Below are 22,941 nucleotides of genomic sequence, written 5' to 3' on the forward strand. Positions count from 1 at the left end.
TGAAGGCGACACGGTCCAAAGCCTTAAACCGGCTTGGCCCCCATCAACCCCGCAATGGCGATAAAGCAGACGACGCTGAACAGCGCCAGGGCCAAGGTGAATTTGCCGTTGCCCGCCGTCGGCAGCTTGCGCAGTCTGTTCAACCGTACCAATAGCCAGAACCCGGCCAGCGCCGCCACGGTGTACAGCACGCTGGAAGCCAGCAGCCAGGTCTGGCCCAGTGGCCAGCCGACTTGATGCACCATCCACCAGCCGGTGAAGGGCAGGCTCGCCAGTGCCAGGATCATCACCAGCCAGACGAACAGTCGCGGCCGTTGTAGCGTGCGCGCGGCCGCCGTGGCATCGCCGTTGCGTCGCGTGCGCCAGACCCAGACGGCCAGCCCCAGGGCACCTGCCAACAGCAACACCGTGGCGACGACGTGAGCGATTTTCAGCGCGGTTAACGTTTCCATCGTTCGATTTCCTTATGACGTGCTCAACAGCTTAGCCTCTGTAGGGTTCACCCCAGGAACAGCTGATACGCCGGGTTGTCACTTTCATCCCAGTACGGATAGCCGATTTCCTCCAGGGCCGCCGGTACCAGGTGGCGTTCATCGTGAGGCACTTGCAGCCCCGCGACCACGCGGCCGTCCGCGGCGCCATGGTTGCGGTAGTGGAACATCGAGATATTCCAGCGCCCACCCAGCTTGTTGAGAAAGTTGAACAGCGCGCCCGGGCGCTCCGGGAACTCGAAGCGCAGCACCACTTCATCGATGACATGGGCCGCATGCCCGCCGACCATGTGGCGGATGTGCAACTTGGCCAGCTCATTGTCGGTCAGGTCCAGCACCGGGAAGCCTTGTTCGGTCAGGCTGGCGATCAGCGCGCTGCGCGGGTCGTTTTCCGGGTGGGTCTGCACGCCGACGAAAATGTGCGCTTCACTGCCGGTGTTGTAGCGATAGTTGAACTCGGTGATCTGGCGCTTGCCGACGGCTTCGCAGAACGCCTTGAAGCTGCCCGGCTTCTCGGGGATGGTCACGGCGATGATCGCTTCGCGGCCTTCGCCCAGCTCGGCGCGCTCGGCGACGTGGCGCAAGCGGTCGAAGTTGACGTTGGCACCGGAGTCGATGGCCACCAGGGTCTGGCCGCTGATGCCCCGTGACTCGACGTATTTCTTGATCCCGGCCACGCCCAGGGCGCCGGCAGGTTCGGTGATCGAGCGGGTATCGTCGTAGATATCCTTGATGGCGGCGCAGATTTCGTCGGTACTGACGGTGATCACTTCGTCCACATGATGCTTGCAGATATCAAAGGTGTGCTGGCCGATCTGCGCCACGGCAACGCCGTCGGCGAACAGCCCCACGGTCGGCAGCACCACGCGCTCGCCCGCGGCCATGGCCGCTTGCAGGCAATTGGAGTCGTCCGGTTCGACGCCGATGATCTTGATGTCCGGGCGCAGGTATTTCACGTAGGCCGCGATCCCGGCAATCAGCCCGCCACCGCCCACCGGGACGAAAATCGCATCCAGGCGTCCAGGGTGCTGGCGCAGGATCTCCATCGCCACCGTGCCCTGCCCGGCAATGGTGTGGGGGTCGTCATACGGGTGGATGTAGACGTAGCCCTTTTCGTCCACCAGTTTCAGCGAATAGGCCAGGGCTTCGGGGAACGAATCGCCGTGCAGCACCACTTTGCCGCCACGGGAGCGCACGCCTTCGACCTTGATTTCCGGCGTGGTCTTGGGCATCACGATGGTGGCCTTGACCCCCAGCACCTTGGCCGCCAGGGCCAGGCCCTGGGCGTGGTTGCCCGCCGAAGCCGTGACCACGCCGCGGGCGCGCTCTTCGTCGCTGAGCTGGGTCAGCTTGTTGTAGGCGCCGCGAATCTTGAACGAGAACACCGGCTGCAAGTCTTCACGCTTGAGCAAAATGCTGTTGCCCAGCCGCTCGGAGAGCTGGCGAGCGGTCTGCAGCGGGGTTTCTACGGCAACGTCGTAAACGCGCGAGGTGAGGATCTTTTTGACGTACTGTTCAAGCATCGGAAAGCATCACTGAGCGGGTTGGGCAGGGCCAAGGAGTCTAACCCGGCTTTTGGCCGGGCGACCACACGAATTAAGGGGTTTGAAGGCAGCGAGCCCCCGCTGGCGAGGGTGCCTACTCCCGTTGGGCCGCGCAGCGGCCCCAGAAAAAGCGATGAGCCCTTCGCACTCAAGCGGGAGCAAGCTCCCTCGCCACGGTTTCTACGCCTATAATGCCGGCCTTTCGTTCCCTCTCGGCACCTTCGGAGCCCGCATGACCCAGGATCAACTCAAACAGGCCGTGGCCCAGGCCGCCGTCGACCTCATCCTCCCGAAACTGGATGACAAGAGCGTCGTCGGGGTCGGCACCGGCTCCACGGCCAATTGCTTCATCGATGCGCTGGCGCAACACAAGGGCGCGTTCGACGGTGCGGTCGCCAGCTCCGAAGCGACTGCCGCGCGCCTCAAGGGCCACGGGATCCCAGTGTACGAGCTCAACACCGTCAGTGACCTGGAGTTCTACATCGACGGCGCCGACGAAAGCGACGCGCACCTGAACCTGATCAAGGGCGGCGGCGCGGCCTTGACCCGCGAGAAGATCGTCGCGGCGGTGGCCAAGACCTTCATCTGCATCGCCGACGCCAGCAAGCTGGTGCCGGTGCTGGGCGCATTCCCATTGCCGGTGGAAGTCATTCCCATGGCCCGCAGCCACGTGGCCCGGCAACTGGTGAAGCTGGGCGGCGACCCGGTGTACCGCGAAGGCGTGCTGACCGATAACGGCAATATCATCCTGGACGTGCATAACCTGCAGATCACCAACCCGGTGGAGCTGGAAAGCCAGATCAACGCCATCGTTGGCGTGGTCACCAATGGTTTGTTCGCGGCGCGTCCGGCGGATGTGCTGTTGCTGGGAACCGCTGAAGGGGTGAAGACCCTGCGGGCTGAGTAAGTTGGCGAAACAGTTCTTTTGAGTGAAGCAGTCCCTGTGGGAGCGAGCTTGCTCGCGATAGCGGTCTATCCAACACGCTAATGTTGGCAGACTCACCGCCATCGCGAGCAAGCTCGCTCCCACATTAGGTTTTGTGGTGCATCAAGGCTGTGGCTTCTTGAACACATAGAACAGGTTCGGCTCGCTCACCAGGTACAGGTTGCCATCATCGTCCATGGCCAGGCCTTCGGCCTGGGGCACGGTTTTTTGCAGGCCCTGGCCACCCTTGCTCAACGACAGCGTGCTCAGCGGCCGGCCGTCGATATCCAATTCGATAATCAACCGCGATTCATCGGACAGCGCCAGCAAGTGGCCGCTGCGTTCATCGTATTGCAGGCTTGAAAGGTCGCGCACGAACAGCCCCGCATCGCGCTTGGGGTTGTTGATCACATGGACCGCGTAGGATTTTTCCGGATTGTGGTGGGGAAACCCATGCACTTCATAAATCAGCATCGGGTCGCGTTCCTTGGCCACGAACAGGCGTTTGCCCACTGAGTCGTAGGCCAGCCCTTCGAACCCCTTGTTGCCGCTCATGTGCACGCCGAGGGTCATTTGCTCGGCGTCGGCGGCGTCAAGGAATTGGGTGTCGTCCTCCAAATGAATCTTGATCAGGCGCTGCTGGCGTTCGTCAGTGATGACGTAAGTGTCTTCGCTGATGAATTCCACCGCCTCCGGATCGCCAAAGCCGATCAGGGCGATGCGCCGCAAAATCTTGCCGTCCAGCGACAGCTCGATCATCTCGGCGTTTTTATTGGTCACGGTGAACAGGCTCTTGCGGATCGGATCGAACGTCAGCGCGGAAACGTCATCGTCCAGCCCGTCGATCACCTGCGCCTCCACCGTGACCCGGTATTGGTCCAGGGCGATGGTTTCTTCGCTGATGGGTTTCCAATAGGTGTGGAGGTTGAACCAGGCGCGTTCGAACAGGCGCAAATACTGGCCGGCGGCGATCAGGAAGATCAGCGCCAGCGTCAGCAATATCAGAATCACGGGTTTGGGACGGGCGAGTCGACGCATGTTGGGGTGGGCTCGGATGAGAACAGGTGAGTGGAAATACCACGGCTGCCTGAACTGAAACTTAATGGCGGTGTGCCACACCCTACAACGAAAGGGAACTTACCTTACAGAGTTAGTCCTGTCAGCGCTGTTTTTCGAGACGATAGAACAGATTCGGCTCGCTGACTATGTACAGGTTGCCGGCATCGTCGATGGTGACGCCTTCGGCGCGAGGGATCGTGTCTTTCAGGCCGTTGAAGCCACCCAGCAAGGTCATGAAGCTGACTTGCTCGCCTTTTTCGTCCAGTTCCAGCAGCAGGTGGGAGTCGGCCGAAAGCACCAGCGTATGGCCAGTGCGCGGGTCGATCGCCAATGCCGAGAGGTTGCGCAGGTCCAGTTCATTGTTGACATGGATCTGCTTGTCGCCCTTGAGCAGTTGGCTGCCATCGCTTTTCCAGGTGAACAGTGCCGGCGGGCGTTCTTCGCCGAGCACCAGTTGCTGGTTGCGCGGGTCCCAGGCGATCGCTTCGAACCCTTTGTTCTGGTTCTGCGAGGCGCCCAGGTCATAGTGAGGAAAGTCAGTGCTGTTCAGTTCGCGGGTGTTGGCATCCACCTGGACGATCGACAGCATGTGATTGCGTTCGTCGGTAATCGCCAACAGGCCATTGGTCATGCAGGTCACGCCTTCGGGGTTGTTCCAGCCCACCAAAGGCATCTTGCGCAGCACGTCGCCCTGCAGGGTCAGTTCCACCAGGAACGGGTTCTTGCCCATGACCGCGAACAGGGTCTTGGTCTGTGGGTTGTAGGCCACATCGGACGCCTCGTCCTTCTCCATGTCCGGTAGCGGTTTGGCGTCGATCACGACGTGGTAGTCCGGCAACCAGATGCTTTCCTGGCGCTGGGCCGGGCTCTGGAAGTGTTCCGATAGCCAAAGCAGGCCACGGTCGTCCCAATGCATCGCAACCGCCAGGCCATAGGCTGCGGCCACCGCCAGCAGCGACCAGGCATACCAGGGCAGGGCGAAGCGCGAGCGGCGGGCAGGTTTGGCAGACAGTGCTTGGGTTTTGGCCATCGGGGAATGCGTTCCAGAAAATTCGGCTAGGGGAGTGGCTGGCTCAGATGCCGCATTCCCCGGAATTATCCAGATGGCATGTGAAAAAAACGGTAAATGATCGCAGATGCGCCATACATGCCTGTGGGAGCGAGCTTGCTCGCGATGAGGCCATCACCTTCAACAGGGATGTTGGCTGACACACCGCTATCGCGAGCAAGCTCGCTCCCACAAGGAGGCAAAGGTTGGCCGTTAGCGAACGCTGCTTTCGAAGCGGCTCGTCCCTGGCAGTTCCAGGATCAGCTCATCGCCTGCATTCAGCGGCCCGACGCCTGCCGGGGTGCCGGTGAGGATCACGTCGCCGGCCTGCAGCGAGAAGCAACCGGCCATGTATTGGATCATCGGCACGATGGGGTTGAGCATCAGGCTGCTGTTGCCGTCCTGGCGCACTTCACCGTTGATGGTCAAGCGCACGGGAATGTCGGTCAGGTCGGCAAATGTGGCGTTCGAAACAAAGGGGGCAATCACCGCCGCGCCGTCAAAGGACTTGGCAATCTCCCAGGGCAGGCCCTTGGCCTTGAGCTCGGCCTGTTTGTCCCGCAGGGTCAGGTCCAGGGCCGGGGCGAAGCCGGAGATCGCGTCCAGTACTTCTTCAGCGCTGGGCTTGGTGGACAGCGGCTTGCCGATCAGTACGGCGATTTCCGCCTCGTAGTGCACCGAGCCACGGTCGGCAGGAATGCTGAAGCCGCCTTCCAGTGGCACCACACAACTGCCCGGCTTGATGAACAGCAAGGGTTCGGTGGGCACCGGGTTGTCCAGTTCCTTTGCATGTTCGGCATAGTTACGGCCAATGCACACCACTTTCCCCACCGGGAAATGAATACGTGTACCGTCGACATACTGGTGCTGATAGCTCATTACCGACTCCTGCTTCTGGGGTTCATCAGGTGTTTTAGGTATCAAATCGGGAAAATCTTGCCCGGGTTCATGATGCCGTTCGGGTCGAAGACGGCCTTCACGGCTTTCATGTATTCGATTTCTACCGGCGAACGACTATAGGTCAGGTAGTCGCGCTTGGTCATGCCCACGCCGTGTTCGGCGGAAATCGAGCCGTTGTACTTCTCGACGGTTTCAAAGACCCATTTGTTCACGGTCGCGCACTTGGCGAAAAACTCATCCTTGCTGAGGTTTTCCGGCTTGAGGATATTCAAGTGCAGGTTGCCGTCGCCGATGTGGCCGAACCAGACGATTTCGAAATCCGGGTAGTGTTCGCCGACGATCGCGTCGATTTCCCGCAAGAAGGCCGGGACTTTCGAGACAGTCACCGAAATGTCGTTCTTGTACGGCGTCCAGTGGGAAATGGTTTCGGAGATGTACTCGCGCAGCTTCCACAGGTTCTGCAGTTGGGTTTCGCTCTGGCTCATCACACCGTCCAGCACCCAGCCCTGCTCCACGCAGTGCTCGAAGGTTTCCAGGGCGTGGTTGGCGACCTCTTCGGTGGTGGCTTCGAATTCCAGCAAGGCGTAGAACGGGCAGTCGGTTTCGAACGGTGCCGGAACGTCGCCACGACCGAGGACCTTGGCCAGGGCCTTGTCGGAGAAGAATTCGAAGGCGGTCAGGTCCAGCTTGCCTTGGAAAGCGTGCAGCACCGGCATGATCGAGTCGAAGTCCGGGGTGCCGAGCACCATGGCGGTGAGGTTTTTCGGCGCACGGTCCAGGCGCATGGTGGCCTCGACCACGAAGCCCAGGGTGCCCTCGGCGCCGATGAACAGCTGCCGCAAGTCGTAGCCGGTGGCGTTCTTGATCAGGTCCTTGTTCAGCTCCAGCAGGTCGCCCTTGCCGGTGACGACCTTCATGCCTGCCACCCAGTTGCGAGTCATGCCGTAGCGAATGACCTTGATACCGCCGGCATTGGTGCCGATATTGCCGCCAATCTGGCTGGAACCTGCCGAAGCGAAGTCCACCGGGTAGTACAGGCCATGTTCCTCAGCCTGGTTCTGCAGCTGTTCGGTGACCACGCCCGGCTGGCACACGGCAGTACGGTCGGTCAGGTTCACGTCGAGAATCTGGTTCATGTAGTCGAATGACACCACGACTTCGCCGTTGGCGGCCACGGCCGCGGCGGACAGCCCGGTGCGCCCGCCCGATGGCACCAGCGCGATTTTGTGCGCATTGGCCCAGCGCACGATGGCCTGGACCTGTTCGGTGGTCTTGGGAAAGACAATGGCCGAAGGCGCCGGGGCGAAATGCTTGGTCCAATCCTTGCCGTAAGCGTTCAGGGAGTCGGCATCGGTCAGGACCTTGCCAGGCTCAACCAGGGTCTTCAGCTCATCTATCACGGCAGGATGGGTCATCGATAGAACTCTCGAACAATTCATGGTCATCCTGAGAACGCTTCACGTCGCAGGAATGAGTGTTTAGCGGGGTGCGTATGCTAGCATACCGACCCCGCAGCGTAGTGCCCAACGGCTGTTCTGCGGCGACGGCTGTCACGCCGGTCGGGCCAGCATGCGCTGTCCGATTCCCTGCCATTTTTCTCCGGGACACAGGTTTACGCAGATGAGCAAGACTTCTCTCGATAAGAGCAAGATCAAGTTCCTTCTTCTCGAAGGCGTCCACCAATCGGCTGTCGACGTCCTCAAGTCGGCGGGCTACACCAGCATCGAGTACATCACCAGTTCTCTGCCGGAAGCCCAGCTCAAGGAAAAGATCGCCGATGCTCACTTCATCGGCATTCGCTCCCGTACTCAACTGACCGAAGAGATCTTCGACCACGCCAAGAAACTGGTGGCGGTCGGCTGCTTCTGCATCGGCACCAACCAGGTTGACCTCAACGCGGCTCGCGAGCGCGGTATCGCGGTGTTCAACGCGCCGTACTCCAACACCCGTTCCGTCGCCGAGCTGGTGCTGGCCGAAGCGATCCTGCTGCTGCGCGGCATCCCTGAGAAGAACGCTTCCTGCCACCGTGGTGGCTGGATCAAGAGCGCGGCCAACTCCTTCGAAATCCGCGGCAAGAAGCTGGGTATCGTCGGCTACGGCTCGATCGGCACGCAGTTGTCGGTACTGGCTGAAGGCTTGGGCATGCAAGTGTTCTTCTACGACACCGTGACCAAGCTGCCCCTGGGCAACGCCACCCAGGTCAACGACTTGCACGAGCTGCTGGGCATGTCCGACATCGTGACCCTGCACGTACCGGAAACCGCCGCCACCCAGTGGATGATCGGCGAGAAGGAAATCCGTGCCATCAAGAAGGGCGGGATCCTGATCAACGCCGCGCGTGGCACCGTGGTCAAGCTCGACGCCCTGGCCGAAGCGATCAAGGACAAGCACCTGATCGGCGCCGCCATCGACGTGTTCCCGGTGGAGCCACGCTCCAACGACGACATCTTCGAAAGCCCGCTGCGTGGCCTGGACAACGTGATCCTGACCCCGCACATCGGCGGTTCCACCGCTGAAGCCCAAGCCAACATCGGCCTGGAAGTGGCGGAGAAACTGGTCAAGTACAGCGACAACGGTACGTCGGTATCGTCGGTGAACTTCCCGGAAGTGGCCCTGCCGGCACACCCTGGCAAGCATCGCCTGCTGCACATCCACGAGAACATCCCGGGTGTGATGAGCGAGATCAACAAGGTCTTCGCCGAAAACGGCATCAACATTTCCGGTCAGTTCCTGCAGACCAACGAGAAAGTCGGCTACGTCGTGATCGACGTCGACGCCGAATACTCGGACCTGGCGCAAGAGAAGCTGCAGCACATCAATGGCACGATTCGTTGCCGCGTGTTGTTCTAAGCAGGCTGGCTTTGCAGTAAAAAAAACGGGAGCCTCGCAAGGGGCTCCCGTTTTTTTGTCGAGCACATAACCTGTGGGAGCGAGCTTGCTCGCGATAGCGTCGGTCCAGTTGGCCGATCTATCCACTGGCACACCGCTATCGCGAGCAAGCTCGCTCCCACCGGGTTGTGTTGTGTCAGCCAGTAATACGTTATTTCACGTTGACAGTGATTTTCTCGGACACGATCGACGGCTCGAACGGCATGTGGCCACTGTCGCCCAGGATCAATTGCAAGGTGTGCTTGCCCGGGGCCAGTTTGATGGTGGCCTGGGTCTGTGCCTTGCCGAAGTGCATGTGGTTGGCGTCGTTTGGAATCGCTGCGCCTGCCGCAGGCAACGTGTCGACATCGATCAGCAAATGGTGATGGCCAGTGTTCTTGGTCACATCGCCGGCGGGGGCCAGGGCGATGTCCTTGACGCCGAACTTGACCGTGAATTCCTGGGCGACGGTGTCGCCGTCTGCCGGGGAAACGATGAACACTTCAGCACCTTTAGGCGCCGGTGTCGCGGCGCTTGCCAGCATCGAAGCGCCCAATAACAGACCGGCCAACGCGGCACGAGACATAAAGCTTTTCATTTTTTTCTCCAGTTTTTCCATGAAATCCGCCTGGCCATCACAACTTCATGACCAATCGTTGTCGAAGCCTGCAACAACCATAGCAAAGCGAGCCTGAAACGAGCGTCGCTTGTATAAATACAAAGGAGTGACCATGCGCTTTCTGCCTGGCCTGATTTGCCTGCTACCCCTTTTGAGCCCCCTGGCTCATGCCGAACTGATCGATGACATCAATGACCGTGGCGAACTGCGCATTGCCCTTGAGGCCAACACCGCGCCCTTCAACTTCAAGGAAGACGGCAAACTCACCGGCTTCGAAGTAGAACTGGGTGAAATGCTCGCGGCGGAACTCGATGTACGGCCCGATTTCGTGGTCACCGATGCCGGGGATCTGCTGCCCGGTGTGGAGAGTGGCAAGTACGACGTTGCCATCAACCACATAGCAATGACCCCGGAACTGGCCGAACGTTTCGACCTCAGTGCCGCTTACAGCCATCCGGATGCACAATTGCTGGCGAGCAAGGAGGAGCCGCAGCGTCCGTTGGTCATGGCGCAGTCGTTCCAACCGGAAGAAGAGAAGAGCGGCCCGCCGCCGAGCCTGGTGATTCCGTTCCAGAAGGGCAACCCGGCGTTCAAGGCCAGCCTGGATAACGCCCTGACGCGTATCAAGGATGACGGGAGGCTGGAGCAGTTGTCGCAGAAGTGGTTGAAAAAACAGGAGTGAAGCTTCCAGGCGATGAGGCCAAGCCATCAAGCTTCATTGACTGTTGGACCGCTATCGCGAGCAAGCTCGCTCCCACATGGGAGCTGCGGTGCTCACAGATCATGAGTTCGGAACTGATCGAGTGTGGGAGCGAGCTTGCTCGCGATGGCGCCCTCGAATCCTAAGCAGGTCTGCGCCAGACACTCGCCAACCAAGGCTGTTGCTCCCGCGGCAGCCCCGCCGGCCGGTAATAATGCTCCAGCTCTACAAAACCCGCTTGCGTGAGCAATGTGCGCCAGGCCGCGAGGTCGTGATAGGCGCCGAAGCGCTGGCCGTTCCAGCCTTCCTGGTTTTCGCCCCGAGGGTTGGAGCTGAACAACACGCCGCCGGGCTTGAGCGTGGTGTGCAGTTGCTTGAGTACCCGAGGCAGTTCCTGGACGGGGACATGAAACAGCACCGCGTTGGCGAAAATCCCGTCAAAGCGTTCGGCCGGCAGGTCGAGTTCCAGGAAGTCCTGCTGCCACACCTCACAACCGCTGTCCTGGCGTGCCATGCGGGCAAATTCCGCTGAACCGTCGAGGCCGACCGCGACATGGCCCATGGCTGTGAATGTGCGCAGGTCGCGCCCCGGACCGCAGCCGAAATCCAGGATGTGCAGCGGTGCCTGGCCCTGGATATGGCGCAGCAAGGCGTCGATGTTCTGGCTGACATCATGGTCGCGGGTGCCTTCGCGGAAGCTTTCTGCCACGGCGTTGTAATGGCTCAGGGTCGTGGCGGTGATGGTGTGCAGGTCGTCGGCGGTGTGTTTCATGGGTATTGGCTTGGGTGGGAAACGTTGGGCTGACTATACCGCACATCCACGGGTCACCCCCTGTGGGAGCAAAGCTTGCTCGCGATGAACGATGACACGGTATTGAAGTTGAAACCATGTCGCCTGTTCGCGAGCAAGCTGTGCTCCCACAGTCCCTACAAACTCAGCGCTTGTTCAAGCCCCGCGCCAGGCGGTCACCCCCCAATTGGATCACAGCGACCAACGCCACCAGCAACACGATCACCGTGAGCATGATCTGGCTGTCGAAACGCTGGTAGCCATAGCGGTAGGCGATGTCGCCCAGGCCACCAGCACCGATGGCCCCGGCCATGGCCGAGGAGTTGATCATGGTCACCAGCGTGATGGTGAAACCGCCGACGATGCCCGGCAGGGCTTCGGGCAGCAGTACATGCCAGACGATGTGCCAGCGGCGGCAACCCATGGCCTGGGCCGCTTCGATCAGGCCATGGTCGACTTCCCGCAGGCTGACTTCGGCGATACGGGCGAAGAATGGCGTGGCGGCGATGGTCAGCGGTACGACCGCGGCCCACACGCCATAGGTGGTGCCGACGATCAGCCGGGTGAACGGAATCAGCGCCACCATCAGAATCAGGAATGGTATCGAGCGGAACAGGTTCACGAACGCGCCCAGGGCCCGGTTCAAGGCCGGCGCTTCATAGATCCCGCCCTTGCCGCTGGTGACCAGGATCACCGCCAGCGGGATGCCCGCCAGCAGCGCGATCAACGATGACACGCCGACCATCAGGAACGTGTCGATGAAACCTTGCAGCAACCGATCAAACCACATAACCCAGCACCTCCACCCGTTGCGCCCAATTGCCCGCCCGTTGCCGCAGTTCCTCGGCGCCCCACGACGAACCGCTCACGGCCAGCAGCAATTGCCCCAGCCCGTGGCCCTGAATCCGTTCGATGCCGCCGTGCAGCAAGCGCACTCGCCCACCGAGGGCGCTGAACAAGGCGGCAAGATCCGGTTCCTCGCGATCTATGCCGGTGAATTGCAGGCGCAGCACCGTAGCCGCGTCCGCCGACGCCGGCAGCGCCTGCAAGCGACTTTGCAGTTCTTCCGGGATGGCGTGTTGCAACGGCGCCAGCAGCGTCCGGCTGACCTCGTGTTGCGGGTTGCCGAAGACTTCCCAGACCGGTCCCTGCTCGACGATCCGCCCCTGCTCAAGCACCACCACCCGGTCGCAGACTTCGCGAATCACCGCCATTTCATGGGTGATCAAGACGATGGTCAGGCCCAGCCGCTGGTTGATCTCGCGTAGCAGGCCGAGGATCGACTGGGTGGTCTCCGGGTCCAGGGCCGAGGTGGCCTCGTCGCACAACAGGATCTGCGGGTCATGCACCAGCGCCCGGGCAATCCCGACGCGTTGCTTCTGCCCGCCCGAAAGCTGCGCCGGGTAGGCCTTGTGCTTGCCGTGCAGCCCCACCAGCTCCAACAGCTCGCGGACTTTGCGCTGGCGCTGCTCCTTGGGCACGCCGGCGACCTTGAGCGGCAGTTCGACGTTCTGCCACACGGTCTTGGCCGACATCAGGTTGAAGTGCTGGAAGATCATGCCGATGCGCCGACGCAGCGCCACCAGGCGGTCTTCATCGAACTCGCCGATGTCCACCCGGTCGATCAACACCCGGCCACTGGTGGGTTGTTCGAGCCGGTTGATGGTGCGGATCAGCGAAGACTTGCCAGCACCGCTGCGGCCGATGATGCCGAACACTTCGCCGCGCTGGATCGCCAGGTCGATGCCCTGCAGCGCGGCCACCGGGCCTTGGCTGCCGTTGTAGGTCTTGCCCAGGCCGATGAAGCGCACGTGGGCACGGTTCAACTCTGGATGCAGTTCAGTCTGGTCGGCGCTTTGCGGCGCGGGGGCTTCGTCGCGCAGTCGCGCGTTGACGGCGTTCATGTCAGCCTTCCCAACCGGCCTGGTAGAGCTTGCCGTGGGCCTTGTCCAGGGCGGCGCGCACGACTGGCGAGTGCTGGTAGATGTCGACGAACTTGATCAGCCGTGGATCGTTCTGGCTCTTGGGCTGGATCACGAACTGAATCACGTATTCCTTGTGATCGAGGCCGTCGAACAGCAAGGCCGAGCTGGCATCGAAGGTCTTGGCCAGGCGGATGTAGGCCGGGTAGCCCTGTACCAGGTCGGCGTCTTCATAGGCGCGCACCAGTTGCACCGCTTCGACTTGCAGGATCTTGAGTTTCTTCGGGTTGGCGACGATGTCGTCTTCGGTGGCCTTGTAGCCGACGCCCGTCTTGAGGCTGATCAGCCCGGCCTTGGCCAGCAGCTGCAGGCCGCGACCGCTGTTGATCGGGTCGTTGGCAATGGCGACGCTGGCGCCTTCGGGCAGTTCGTCGAAGCTTTTGTATTTTTTCGAATAGAGACCAACGTTGTTGATGATCCCCGGCGCAAATGGCACCAGGTCGAACCCGGCGGCGGCCTTGGCATTTTCCAGGAACGGGATGTGCTGGAAGTAATTCACGTCGATGTCACCAGAGGCCAGGCTGACATTGGGCGCGATCCAGTCGCTGAACTCCACCAGTTCGACCTTCAGGCCTTGCTTGCCGGCCTCTTCGACCGCTGCCTCCAGGGGAATGGCGAACGCGGCGGTGGTGCCGATCTTCAACGGTGCGTCGGCGGCAAACAGCGCCGAGCTGAACAGGCCGAGGGCCAGGGCCAGTGCTTTGACTGGCAGGGTCAGGAGTTGCGTGGTCATGTCGGTTATTCCAGTCATTGATTAATTGAGCCGTGCGCTTTTTGGCGGTAGGTCGAACCGGTGTGTTGTTCGGGTAGATGGGCCTCTGCGCGGAACAGCTTTTCCCGCAAGGTGCCGTTGTCGTATCCGGTCTTGTACGAGCCGCGTCGCTGCAACTCGGGGATCACCAGGTCGATGAAGTCCACGTAGCTTTGCGGCGTCACGATGCGAGTCAGGTTGAAGCCATCGAGGCCGGTTTCGGCAATCCACGACTCCAGCTCATCGGCCACCTGTTCGGGCGAGCCCACCACCGTGATGTAGCGACCGCCCAAGGCGTGTTGCTGCAACAATTTGCGCCGGGTCCAGTCGTTGTTCTGCAGGGTCTTGGTGGCGGACTGGATGGCGTTGCTCTTGACGTACTGGATCGGCTCGTCCAGTTCGTACTGGGAAAAATCGATCCCCGTCGACGCGGAAAAATGCGCCACCCCGGCTTCGGCACTGGCGTAGCTGAGGTACTCGGCATGCTTGGCCCAGGCGGCCGCCTCGGTCTCGCCGACGATCACGTTCAGGCCCATGAACACCTTGATGTCCCCGGGGTTGCGTCCAGCCTCGATGGCACTGGCGCGGACCTTGTCCACCTGGGCCTTGGTCGCCGGTTTGTTCTGGCCGCTGATGAACACGCACTCGGCGTGCCGCCCGGCGAACAGCAAGCCACGCTCGGAACTGCCGGCCTGGAACAGCACCGGGGTGCGTTGGGGCGACGGTTCGCACAGGTGATAGCCCTCGACCTGGTAGAACTCGCCTTGGTGGCGGACCTTGTGCACTTTCTCCGGTTGGGCATAGATCCGCTGCTCGCGGTCGTTGAGCACGGCGTCGTTTTCCCAACTGCCCTCCCACAGTTTGTAGAGCACTTGCAGGTATTCATCGGCCTGGTCGTAGCGGCGGTCATGCTCGACTTGCGCCGTCAGGCCCATGGCCTTGGCGGCGCTGTCGAGGTAGCCGGTGACGATGTTCCAGCCGACCCGGCCGCGACTCAGGTGGTCGAGGGTGCTCATGCGTCGGGCAAACAGGTAGGGCGGTTCGTAGGTCAGGTTGGCGGTGAGGCCGAAGCCCAGGTTTTTCGTCACGGCGGCCATCGCGGAGACCAGCAGCAATGGGTCATTGACCGGCAGTTGGATCGACTCCTTGAGCGTGACATCCACCGACTGTTGGTACACGTCATAGACGCCAACGATGTCGGCGATGAACAACCCGTCGAACAACCCGCGCTCGAGCAATTGCGCCAGGGCGGTCCAGTATTCGAGGGTGTTGAACTGAGTAGAAGTGTCCTGGGGATGAGTCCACAGCCCATGGTTGATGTGCCCGATGCAGTTCATGTTGAACGCGTTGAGCAGGATCTTTTTCTTGCCGGCCGCCATCAGATGGTCCCCCGCAGCGGCGGTTTTTCGTCGTTGAGGTAGAAGTTGCCCACGGCGTGGTATTTCCAGCGCACCGGGTCATGCAGGGTGTGCACCCGGGCGTTGCGCCAGTGACGGTCGAGGCCATGTTCGGCCAGGGTCGCCTGGCTGCCGGCCAATTCGAACAGCGTGCTGCTGGCGGCCAGGGATATTTCGGTGCTGATGGCACGGGCTTCGGCCACGGCAATCGAGGCGGCGGCGACCGTGTCGGCCCCGGTGTCGGCCTGGGCCCGGTCGAGGAATTCACCGGCGCGTTCCAACAGGGCTTCGGTGGCATGCAGGCGGATGCTCAGTTGGCCGAAACTCTTGAGGGTGTGCGGGTCTTCGGTGGCGACGTCGCTGGTGGCATCGATCCAGGGACGGGTTTTGCTGCGGACAAAATGCAAGGCGTCTTCATAGGCGGCGCGGGCGATGCCGGTGTCGATGGCGGCGTGAAGAATCTGCGCCAGTGGCCCCACCGGTGTGGGACGTTCGAAAGCACTTTGGAAGGGCACGATGTCGTCGGCGGCGACATACACGTTTTCAAACACCACCGAGCCACTGCCTGTGGTGCGCTGGCCGAAACCGCTCCAGTCGTCGATCACCGTCAGGCCTTTGCTGTCACGAGGGACGAATGCCAGTTGTTGCACGCCGTTTTCATCCACCACCGAGGTGGGGATACGCTGGGCATAGATAGCCCCCGTGGCGTAGAACTTGCGGCCGTTGATGCGATAGCCCTCGCCGTCGCGGCGCAGTTGGGTGGTGCGGTCATGGGCAGTCTTGGTGCCAAGTTCGGCCAGGGCGTTACCAAAACGTTGCCCGGCGAGCACGTCGGCGTACAGGCGTTGTTTTTGCGCTTCGGTGCCGTTTACCCGCAGCACCTCCAGGGCGTAGAAATGATTTTGCGGAATCTGCCCCAGCGAGCCGTCGGCCTGGGAAATCAGGGCAATAACTTTGGCCAGGGTAACGTTGGACACACCGGCACCGCCGTAGGCCTTGGGTACACTGATGCCCCATAGGCCAGAGCGGGAGAAGGCCTCCAGTTCCGGGTACGGCAAGCGCCGCTCGCGGTCGCGCAGGGCACTGTCGCGCTTGAAGTCATCGGCCAGGTCACTGGCCACGATCAGGGCTTGTTCATCGCTGGTGATCACCGCGACGTGTTGAGAAAACGTCATGTACTGCTCCAGAGGTCGGGTCGTCAGATCCAGGAATGCCGGGCCGGCAAGGTGCCGTTCAGGTGGTAGGCGCCTATCGCGTGATACTTCCAGCGCACCGGATCGTGCAGGGTATGGACCCGTGCGTTGCGCCAGTGGCGGTCAAGATTGAATTCGGCGAGGGTGGCGCGGCTGCCGGCCAGCTCGAACAGTTTTTCGCTGGCTTGCAGGGCGATCTCGGTGGTGAGTGCCTTGGCTTCGGCCACGGCAATCGAGGCGCGGGCGGACGATTGCGCGGTGATGGGAGCAGCACTGACTTGGTCCAAGACTTGTCCAGCCTTGCGCAGCAACGCTTCGGCGGCGTGCAACTCGATTTTCAGCTTGCCGATGTCGGCGATCACGTAGAGGTCATCACTGGCCCGCTCGACCTTGGCGTCGATCCAGGGCCGGGCCCGTTCGCGCACAAAGGCGATGGCATCGTCGATGGCGCCACGAGCAATGCCTGCATCGATGGCGGCCTGGATCAGTTGGGAAATCGCCCCTTGTACACCGGGCGTTTCGTTGATGCGCCAGTTTTCCAGTACCAGTTCGGCATCCACCCGCACATTGTTCAGCAGTACGGTGCCGCTGGCTGTGGTGCGTTGGCCGAAGCCCGACCAATCGTCAACGATCCGCAGGCCCGGGGTGCCGCGCCGCACGAACGCCAGCACTTGCCGGCCCTCGTCATTCAGTGCCTTGACCGCGACCCAGTGAGCGAACAGTGCGCCAGTGGAATAGAACTTCTGGCCATTGATGACGAAGCCGTCGCCGTCGGCGGTGATCCGCGCCTTGAGTTCAAGGGTGTTGCGAGTGCCACGTTCGGGCCCGGCATTGCCGATGCGCCAGCCTTCGAGCACGCTCTGCAACAGGATTTTTTTTTGCCGTTCGGTACCGGTACCGAGAATCAACTGGAGCACGCCGAATTGGTTCTGGGGGATCTGGCCCAGGGCCGGGTCGGCGGCGGAAATGATTGCGAACACGTCGGCCAGGGTGACGAACGAAACCTGCGGGCCGCCGTAAGCCCGGGGAACGGCGATGCTGCCCAGTCCGCTGCGGGTGAATTGCTCGATTTCCGCCCAAGGCAACTTGCGTTGCTGGTCACGACGCGCGGCTTGCTGGCGGGCGACCTGTGCCAGTTCATGGGCGGCCTTGATCGCCTCGGCATCGTTGCGCAACACCTGTGCGGGCAACAGCAGGGGGGCGATGTCCAGGTCGCTCTGGACCTTTGCTTGCGCCAAATCCGACATTACAGCCACTCCGTGGCTGCGGGCAGTGCCTTGGCATACTGCACTGGGGCGATTGTGTTCCGTTCCATACCCACCTCACATCTCAAGAAACGCCGCGATGAAGACGGCGAGCAAAAATCTAGAATGTCCGGTGGTCCGGTTTATATACCCTAAGCGTGTGTAAATTATTTTTGAACTAACTTTTAGGAATATATATAGGTTAGATTCAATTGGAAGGAGTCCTCTGTGGCGAGGGAGCTTGCTCCCGCTGGGTTGCGCAGCAACCCTTCTGTTACCGGTGGGCGCTGCGCACCCAAGCGGGAGCAAGCGCCCTTGCCACCAAAGCGCTCTGTATCAAGGCGCTCGATGTCGCGGTTCAGCGGCCATGAGGGCCTCTTTCGAGGGCTTCTTCGGATAGGGATTGGCGCAACCGATCTTCAACGTCCGTGGCGGTGCCCAGTGGGAATTGTTGCCCACGCGGTCGAGGATGCAGTAGGTCACTTCCAGGCGCAGGTCTTCTCCCGCCTCCAGGATGATCTGCGGCGGGACCCAGATATTGATCGGCTGGCCGACCTCGCTGGCGGTGAGTGCAGGCAGGTCCATGCGCACATCGCCCCAGCGCAGGGTCACGGCATCGCCGACGGCCATGTTCAGGTAGGGTTCGATGGTCAGCGGTACGCCGCGCTTGATCTGGCTCGGGTTCACCCCTTGGCGCCGGATGGTGGTGGGAATGCGCACCGGCGCCAAGCCCTGGTTTTCATCGCCGCTCAGGGCCAACGGTTGGCCGCCGGGGCAATCGAGCTTCACCAGCACCTGTTGCTTGGCCGACAGCGCCGGCCCGCGTCCGACCTGCATCACCCGATAATGGATGCGCGAGGTGCCGTTGACGATGAAGCTCTCCGGGACCCGCATCGTGATGTTGCCCAGCACGTCGGCCTGGGACAGCACGCGCGAACCGACGTAGCAGTTGTCCCAGAACAGTTCGATCAGGTCACCGGTGTCCATGCCGGGGTAAGGCGCAATAGCCACCTCCAGGTGAGCGGCGTTGGTGATATTGATGCCAGTAGGGTGGGCATTGGCCAGTGTGGGGGCGGCCAGTTCAGGACTCTTCGACTTACATGTCATGGTGTTCTCCTTGATGCTTGAAAACTAAGTCCGTTTCGGGAAGATCAAAAGGCGATAGATCATCGCGATGTATATGTTATGGGTGTAGTCATAGGGGCTGTCTGCGCTTAGTCACTGCGCAAACTAAAATACGGTGCGTCGCCTGTCGGGCACTAGATAAGGGCTCTACAGTTTCAGTGTCAATAGAGCCGATTGCTTAATAACTCGTTGTGAAAGGCTTCAGAAACGTCCTACGTGTGCATGTTAAGAATGCGCGGCGCGGCAGGCCAATTTCCTAGGCGTATCGGCTTTTTCGAAAAGGGCTAGAAGCCGCGTCTGACAACTAAATTTGTGAGGTGGCTGGAGGGAAAATGTTGCGAGAGTTATATATAGGTTACTTCCTATATAAAAACGGAGGCTTTTAGTCGGGTGTAAATTGCAAGTTGTGTCGTTCGGATAAAAGAGCGGCGATGTCGTGTTAGTTGTGCGGCGGCCTCACTTCCATCCCTGGAAGTGATAACACTGGATTTACTGGTCGCTGTGTCCGGCAGAGAGGAACTTGCTGAGGAACTGTCGCGTGCGTTCTTCCTTGGGGGCCGCAAACAAGGCCTTGGCTTCGCCTTGTTCGACGATCACGCCTTTGTCGAAAAACACCACACGGTTGGCCACGTCCCGGGCGAAGCCCATTTCGTGGGTCACGATGACCATGGTGCGCTTTTCTTCGGCCAGGCCGCGAATGGTTGCCAGGACCTCGCCTACCAGCTCCGGATCGAGGGCCGAGGTCGGCTCGTCGAACAGGATCACCGCTGGTTCCATCGCCAACGCCCGGGCAATCGCCACGCGCTGTTGCTGGCCGCCGGAAAGGCGCCGTGGGTAGGCGTTTTCCTTGCCGGCCAGCCCGACCTTGGCCAACAGCTTGCGCCCCAAGGCTTCGGCGTCGGCGCGGGGAATTTTCTTCACCACTTGCGGGCCTTCGGTGACATTTTCCAAGGCGGTGCGGTGGGGAAACAGGTTGAAGTTCTGGAACACGAAGCCCACCTGCTGGCGCAAACGGCGCACCAGGCCTTGTTGCTGGTTCAGCGGACGACTGCCATCGATCTCGATGTCGCCGACCTTGATCCGGCCACTGGTAGGCTCTTCGAGGAAGTTCAGGCAGCGCAGGAACGTCGTCTTGCCCGAGCCGCTGGGGCCGATGATCGCAACCACTTCGCCTTCTTCGATCTTCAGGTCGATGCCGTTGAGCACCACCTGACCCTTGAACTGCTTTGTCAGTTTTTCCACGACAATCATGGGTCAGGACTCCTGGTCATGCCGATTGACCCGGGCTTCCAGGACGTTCTGCAGGTGCGAGAGCACGGTGGCAAGAACCCAATAGATCAGCGCGGCGGCAAGGTACATGGTGAAGATTTCGAAGGTTCGCGCGGTGATCAACTGCGCCTGGCGGAACAGCTCCGGCACCTGGATGGTCGCCGCCAGCGCGGTGTCCTTGACCAGGGAAATGAAGCTGTTGCCCAACGGTGGCAGGGCCGTGCGTGCGGCTTGCGGCAGGATGGCCCGGCGCAGGGTCTGGGCGCGGGTCATGCCGATACTCGCCGCCGCTTCCCACTGGCCGCGCTCGATGGAACTGATGGCGGCCCGCAGGATTTCACACGCATAGGCGGCCATGTTCAGCGAGAAGCCGATCAGCGCCGCAGGCAGCGGATCCAGCTCGATGCCCAGTTGCGGCAACCCGTAATAGATCACGAACAACTGCACCAGCAACGGCGTGCCGCGAAAGAACGACACGTAGATGCGGGCAATCCAGCTCACCAGTTTGAAGCGCGACAGGCGCATCAGCGCCAGGCCGAACCCCAGCAGCAAGCCGAAAAACATGCCGCCCAGGCTGAGGATGACCGTGTAATACGCGCCCTTGAGCAGGAAGGGCGCGGAGTCCAGTGCGAGTTGAAGAGCTGCTTCCATTATTGAGTAACGTCAGCGCTGAAGTATTTTTCCGAAAGTTTCTTCAGCGTACCGTCGGCGCGCAGTTTCTCGATGGCCTTGTTCACGGCTGCCAGCAGTTCGGGCTCGCCTTTGCGCAGGGCAATACCGGCTTCCTGGCGGGAGAAGGCTTCGCTGGTGACGGTGGTGTCCTTGGCTTTCTTGGCGTATTCCAGTGCGGCCAGACGGTCGATCAGGATGGTATCGATACGGCCGACGCGCAGGTCTTGGAACTTGGTTGGGTCGTCATCGTAGGTTTTGACTTGGGCGCCCGGTACTTCAGCTTTTACCCACTGTTCGTAGTTGGTGCCCAAGCCCACGCCGACTTTCTTACCGTCCAGGTCAGCGGCCTTCTTGATGTTCAGCTCGTCGGCTTTCTTGGTCAGTACCAGCGCTTGAATCCCGGAAACGGTGTACGGCTCGGAGAAGTCATACTTTTTCTTACGCTCCTCGGAGATGGTCACCTGGTTGACCACTGCGTCCAGACGCTTGGATTCCAACGCCGCGAGGATGCCGGCCCATGGGGTCGTCTGCAGCTTGACCTTCACACCCAATTCCTTGGCCAGGGCTTCGGAGAATTCCACTTCGAAGCCGGTCAGCTTGCCGCTGTCATCAACGAAGCTGAACGGTGGATAAGTGCCTTCCAGGCCGATCTTGATTTCACCGGCATCCTTGATTTTTTGCAGTTGCTCACCGGCAACCGCTTGCCCCAACAGCCCGGCGCTCAATGCCAGGCCCAGCGAACCGACCAACAGGTTGCGACGTAATGCAGAAAAATTCATGACAAGCCCCTGTGTTTTCTTATGAAGAGATATTTTGGCTGAGATAAGGCGTAGCCGCGATCCGAAAAGATTGCCACATCCTGCCTTAAAGCAACCTGGGCGTCTCGCGGCAAATACGCCTGCGGCGAGACTATAAGTTGGCTTTTATAGATTGGAAAATAATATTAAATCAACCATATATGCCTGTTTGGAATGACCCCCTGTGGGAGCGAGCTTGCTCGCGATAGCAGTGGGTCAGCCCAATTCCAATCAGCTGACACACCCTCATCGCGAGCAAGCTCGCTCCCACATTGAGGGTTTCCACATCTTCAGAAGACGGTGTTATAGGCAAACAACGCCGGTGCGCCGCCGGTGTGCAGGAAGATGATCGGGCCTTCGTCGAAGCGGTCGCGGCCAATGCCATCGAGCAGGCCGGCCACGGCCTTGCCGGTGTAGACCGGATCGAGCAACAGGCCTTCCAGGCTGGCCAGCAGCTTGACCGCCGCCAGTGTCCCGGCGTTCGGTTCGCCGTAGCGGGGGGCAAAATATTCATCCCACAGGATCACTTTGAACGCTTCCGGAAGGGCGACTTCGAGTAACGCTGCCGTGCGCTCGGCCAGGCCCTGGACCTTCGGAAACTGGTCCTCCTCGCTGCGCGAAACCGTGACGCCAATGACCGGAAGCGCCGGCAGGCTTTCACTCAACGCCAGCGCCAGGCCGCTGTGGGTCCCGGCACTGCCCGAGGCCAGTACCACGGCAGCGAACTCGATTCCGGTGTCCTTGATCTGCTCGGCCAGTTCCAGGCCGGCGCGCACATACCCCAGTGCGCCCAAGGCGTTCGAACCGCCAATCGGCACCAGGTAGGGCTTTTTCCCATTGCTGCGCAGGCGTCCGGCGAGGGCCTGCAATTGCTCGTCGGCGTTGTCCAGGTTTTCCACTAGCTCGACCTTGGCGTCGAACAGCTCCAGCAGCAGTCGGTTGCCGTTGCCCAGGTAATTGCTGTCTTCGGTGCCGATGGGGTTTTCCAGCAAGGCCACGCAACCCAGGCCCAGCTTCGCGGCCAGGGCGGCGGTCTGGCGTACGTGGTTGGACTGGATCGCCCCGGCGGTGATGAGGGTATCGGCGCCTTGGGCGATGGCATCGGCGGCCAGGTATTCGAGCTTGCGCAGTTTGTTGCCGCCCAAGGCGAGGGGCGTCAGGTCGTCGCGCTTGATGTAGATGTCCCGGCCGAGCCAGTTGGAGAGGCGGTCGAGTTTTTCCAACGGTGTCGGATGGCTGAGCAGGTCGAGACGGTTAAAGCGAGACAACTGTTCTTTGATCATGGGTCCGTACTGGTTGTAGGCGATGTCTGGACTATAGGCACGCGGATATTCGTGGGCAACCGGCAATCATTTGTTTGGAAGTAAACCAGCGACGGGCAGGGAGTGACACATGATTTATGAACACCTCAAATCCTGTGGGAGCGAGCTTGCTCGCGATAGCGGTGGTTCAGTTGGCCTCTGTATTGACTGACATACCGCCATCGCGAGCAAGCTCGCTCCCACAGGGGGCGGTGTATATGGCTTAGGCACTGAACGAATGCTCACCAGGCAACGTCATACCCTCC

General features: G+C 60.9%; 22 protein-coding genes. 3 read left to right on the plus strand and 19 right to left on the minus strand.

Annotation, left to right across the window (positions count from 1 at the left end; all coding sequences use genetic code 11):
* Positions 1–23: 23 nt before the first annotated feature.
* Complete coding sequence (locus ACZ5M5_RS01305; RefSeq protein WP_060739702.1) at positions 24–452, minus strand: DUF2269 family protein; 429 nt, start codon at positions 450–452, stop codon at positions 24–26.
* A 47-nt stretch (positions 453–499) separates the two neighbouring features.
* Positions 500–2,014, minus strand: a complete 1,515-nt coding sequence (gene ilvA / locus ACZ5M5_RS01310; protein ID WP_072409243.1) for a threonine ammonia-lyase, biosynthetic — start codon at positions 2,012–2,014, stop codon at positions 500–502.
* A gap of 253 nt (positions 2,015–2,267) precedes the next feature.
* Here ilvA and rpiA point away from each other — a divergent pair, with 253 nt between their 5' ends.
* Positions 2,268–2,942 carry a ribose-5-phosphate isomerase RpiA gene (rpiA, locus tag ACZ5M5_RS01315; protein WP_060739700.1) on the plus strand — a complete coding sequence of 225 codons (675 nt, stop codon included), beginning with the start codon at positions 2,268–2,270 and terminating at the stop codon, positions 2,940–2,942.
* Positions 2,943–3,083: 141 nt separating this feature from the next.
* On the opposite strand, the gene ACZ5M5_RS01320 is transcribed toward rpiA, so the two are convergent.
* The 4 genes from ACZ5M5_RS01320 to ACZ5M5_RS01335 form a co-directional block, all read right to left on the minus strand.
* The gene (locus tag ACZ5M5_RS01320) at positions 3,084–3,998 is read right to left on the minus strand and encodes an SdiA-regulated domain-containing protein (protein ID WP_060739699.1); all 915 of its coding nucleotides are present in this window, start codon (positions 3,996–3,998) and stop codon (positions 3,084–3,086) included.
* A gap of 121 nt (positions 3,999–4,119) precedes the next feature.
* Positions 4,120–5,049 carry an SdiA-regulated domain-containing protein gene (locus ACZ5M5_RS01325; protein ID WP_464738471.1) on the minus strand — a complete coding sequence of 310 codons (930 nt, stop codon included), beginning with the start codon at positions 5,047–5,049 and terminating at the stop codon, positions 4,120–4,122.
* Positions 5,050–5,280: 231 nt separating this feature from the next.
* The gene (locus ACZ5M5_RS01330; RefSeq protein WP_103310236.1) at positions 5,281–5,946 is read right to left on the minus strand and encodes a fumarylacetoacetate hydrolase family protein; all 666 of its coding nucleotides are present in this window, start codon (positions 5,944–5,946) and stop codon (positions 5,281–5,283) included.
* 41 nt (positions 5,947–5,987) lie between these two features.
* Positions 5,988–7,382: an FAD-binding oxidoreductase gene (locus ACZ5M5_RS01335; protein ID WP_464738472.1), complete on the minus strand. Its 1,395-nt coding sequence runs from the start codon at positions 7,380–7,382 to the stop codon at positions 5,988–5,990.
* 205 nt (positions 7,383–7,587) lie between these two features.
* On the opposite strand from ACZ5M5_RS01335, the gene serA reads away from it, so the two are divergent.
* Positions 7,588–8,817, plus strand: coding sequence for a phosphoglycerate dehydrogenase (serA, locus tag ACZ5M5_RS01340; RefSeq protein WP_025211258.1), 1,230 nt, complete (start codon positions 7,588–7,590; stop codon positions 8,815–8,817).
* A gap of 190 nt (positions 8,818–9,007) precedes the next feature.
* Here the strand turns inward: serA and ACZ5M5_RS01345 are convergent, their stop codons facing one another.
* A complete protein-coding gene (locus ACZ5M5_RS01345; RefSeq protein ID WP_060743095.1) occupies positions 9,008–9,433 on the minus strand; it encodes a DUF4399 domain-containing protein in 426 nt (141 codons plus the stop codon).
* A gap of 133 nt (positions 9,434–9,566) precedes the next feature.
* On the opposite strand from ACZ5M5_RS01345, the gene ACZ5M5_RS01350 reads away from it, so the two are divergent.
* Positions 9,567–10,136, plus strand: coding sequence for a transporter substrate-binding domain-containing protein (locus ACZ5M5_RS01350; RefSeq protein ID WP_060739695.1), 570 nt, complete (start codon positions 9,567–9,569; stop codon positions 10,134–10,136).
* Positions 10,137–10,296: 160 nt separating this feature from the next.
* Here ACZ5M5_RS01350 and ACZ5M5_RS01355 read toward each other — a convergent pair whose 3' ends face one another.
* The 12 genes from ACZ5M5_RS01355 to ACZ5M5_RS01410 all read right to left on the minus strand — a co-directional run bounded on the left by ACZ5M5_RS01355 (position 10,297) and on the right by ACZ5M5_RS01410 (position 22,657).
* The gene (locus tag ACZ5M5_RS01355) at positions 10,297–10,926 is read right to left on the minus strand and encodes a class I SAM-dependent methyltransferase (RefSeq protein ID WP_103310232.1); all 630 of its coding nucleotides are present in this window, start codon (positions 10,924–10,926) and stop codon (positions 10,297–10,299) included.
* Between the two features lie 163 nt (positions 10,927–11,089).
* Positions 11,090–11,734 carry a methionine ABC transporter permease gene (locus ACZ5M5_RS01360; protein WP_025211262.1) on the minus strand — a complete coding sequence of 215 codons (645 nt, stop codon included), beginning with the start codon at positions 11,732–11,734 and terminating at the stop codon, positions 11,090–11,092.
* On the minus strand, positions 11,724–12,848 hold the full coding sequence (locus ACZ5M5_RS01365) for a methionine ABC transporter ATP-binding protein (protein ID WP_464738473.1): 1,125 nt from the start codon (positions 12,846–12,848) through the stop codon (positions 11,724–11,726). Before ACZ5M5_RS01365 ends, ACZ5M5_RS01360 begins: the two co-directional genes overlap by 11 nt.
* A gap of 1 nt (position 12,849) precedes the next feature.
* Entirely contained in the window at positions 12,850–13,659 is an 810-nt protein-coding gene (locus tag ACZ5M5_RS01370; protein ID WP_464738474.1) for a MetQ/NlpA family ABC transporter substrate-binding protein, read from the minus strand.
* A 14-nt stretch (positions 13,660–13,673) separates the two neighbouring features.
* A complete protein-coding gene (locus ACZ5M5_RS01375; RefSeq protein WP_060739691.1) occupies positions 13,674–15,056 on the minus strand; it encodes an LLM class flavin-dependent oxidoreductase in 1,383 nt (460 codons plus the stop codon).
* Positions 15,056–16,249 carry an SfnB family sulfur acquisition oxidoreductase gene (locus ACZ5M5_RS01380; RefSeq protein WP_464738475.1) on the minus strand — a complete coding sequence of 398 codons (1,194 nt, stop codon included), beginning with the start codon at positions 16,247–16,249 and terminating at the stop codon, positions 15,056–15,058. The genes ACZ5M5_RS01375 and ACZ5M5_RS01380 overlap by 1 nt, the downstream gene beginning before the upstream one ends.
* A 23-nt stretch (positions 16,250–16,272) precedes the next feature.
* Positions 16,273–17,514 (minus strand): SfnB family sulfur acquisition oxidoreductase, encoded by a 1,242-nt coding sequence (locus ACZ5M5_RS01385; RefSeq protein WP_060739689.1) that lies wholly within the window; start codon positions 17,512–17,514, stop codon positions 16,273–16,275.
* Positions 17,515–17,847: 333 nt separating this feature from the next.
* Positions 17,848–18,618 carry a hypothetical protein gene (locus ACZ5M5_RS01390; protein WP_464738476.1) on the minus strand — a complete coding sequence of 257 codons (771 nt, stop codon included), beginning with the start codon at positions 18,616–18,618 and terminating at the stop codon, positions 17,848–17,850.
* A 507-nt stretch (positions 18,619–19,125) separates the two neighbouring features.
* A complete protein-coding gene (tcyN, locus tag ACZ5M5_RS01395) occupies positions 19,126–19,887 on the minus strand; it encodes an L-cystine ABC transporter ATP-binding protein TcyN (protein WP_060739687.1) in 762 nt (253 codons plus the stop codon).
* Between the two features lie 3 nt (positions 19,888–19,890).
* Positions 19,891–20,556, minus strand: coding sequence for a cystine ABC transporter permease (tcyL, locus tag ACZ5M5_RS01400; RefSeq protein WP_060739686.1), 666 nt, complete (start codon positions 20,554–20,556; stop codon positions 19,891–19,893).
* The gene (tcyJ, locus tag ACZ5M5_RS01405) at positions 20,556–21,356 is read right to left on the minus strand and encodes a cystine ABC transporter substrate-binding protein (protein ID WP_060739685.1); all 801 of its coding nucleotides are present in this window, start codon (positions 21,354–21,356) and stop codon (positions 20,556–20,558) included. Before tcyJ ends, tcyL begins: the two co-directional genes overlap by 1 nt.
* Before the next feature lie 308 nt (positions 21,357–21,664).
* On the minus strand, positions 21,665–22,657 hold the full coding sequence (locus ACZ5M5_RS01410) for a D-cysteine desulfhydrase (protein WP_060739684.1): 993 nt from the start codon (positions 22,655–22,657) through the stop codon (positions 21,665–21,667).
* Positions 22,658–22,941: the final 284 nt, after the last annotated feature.

The organism is Pseudomonas sp. Van50 (genome assembly GCF_055390755.1).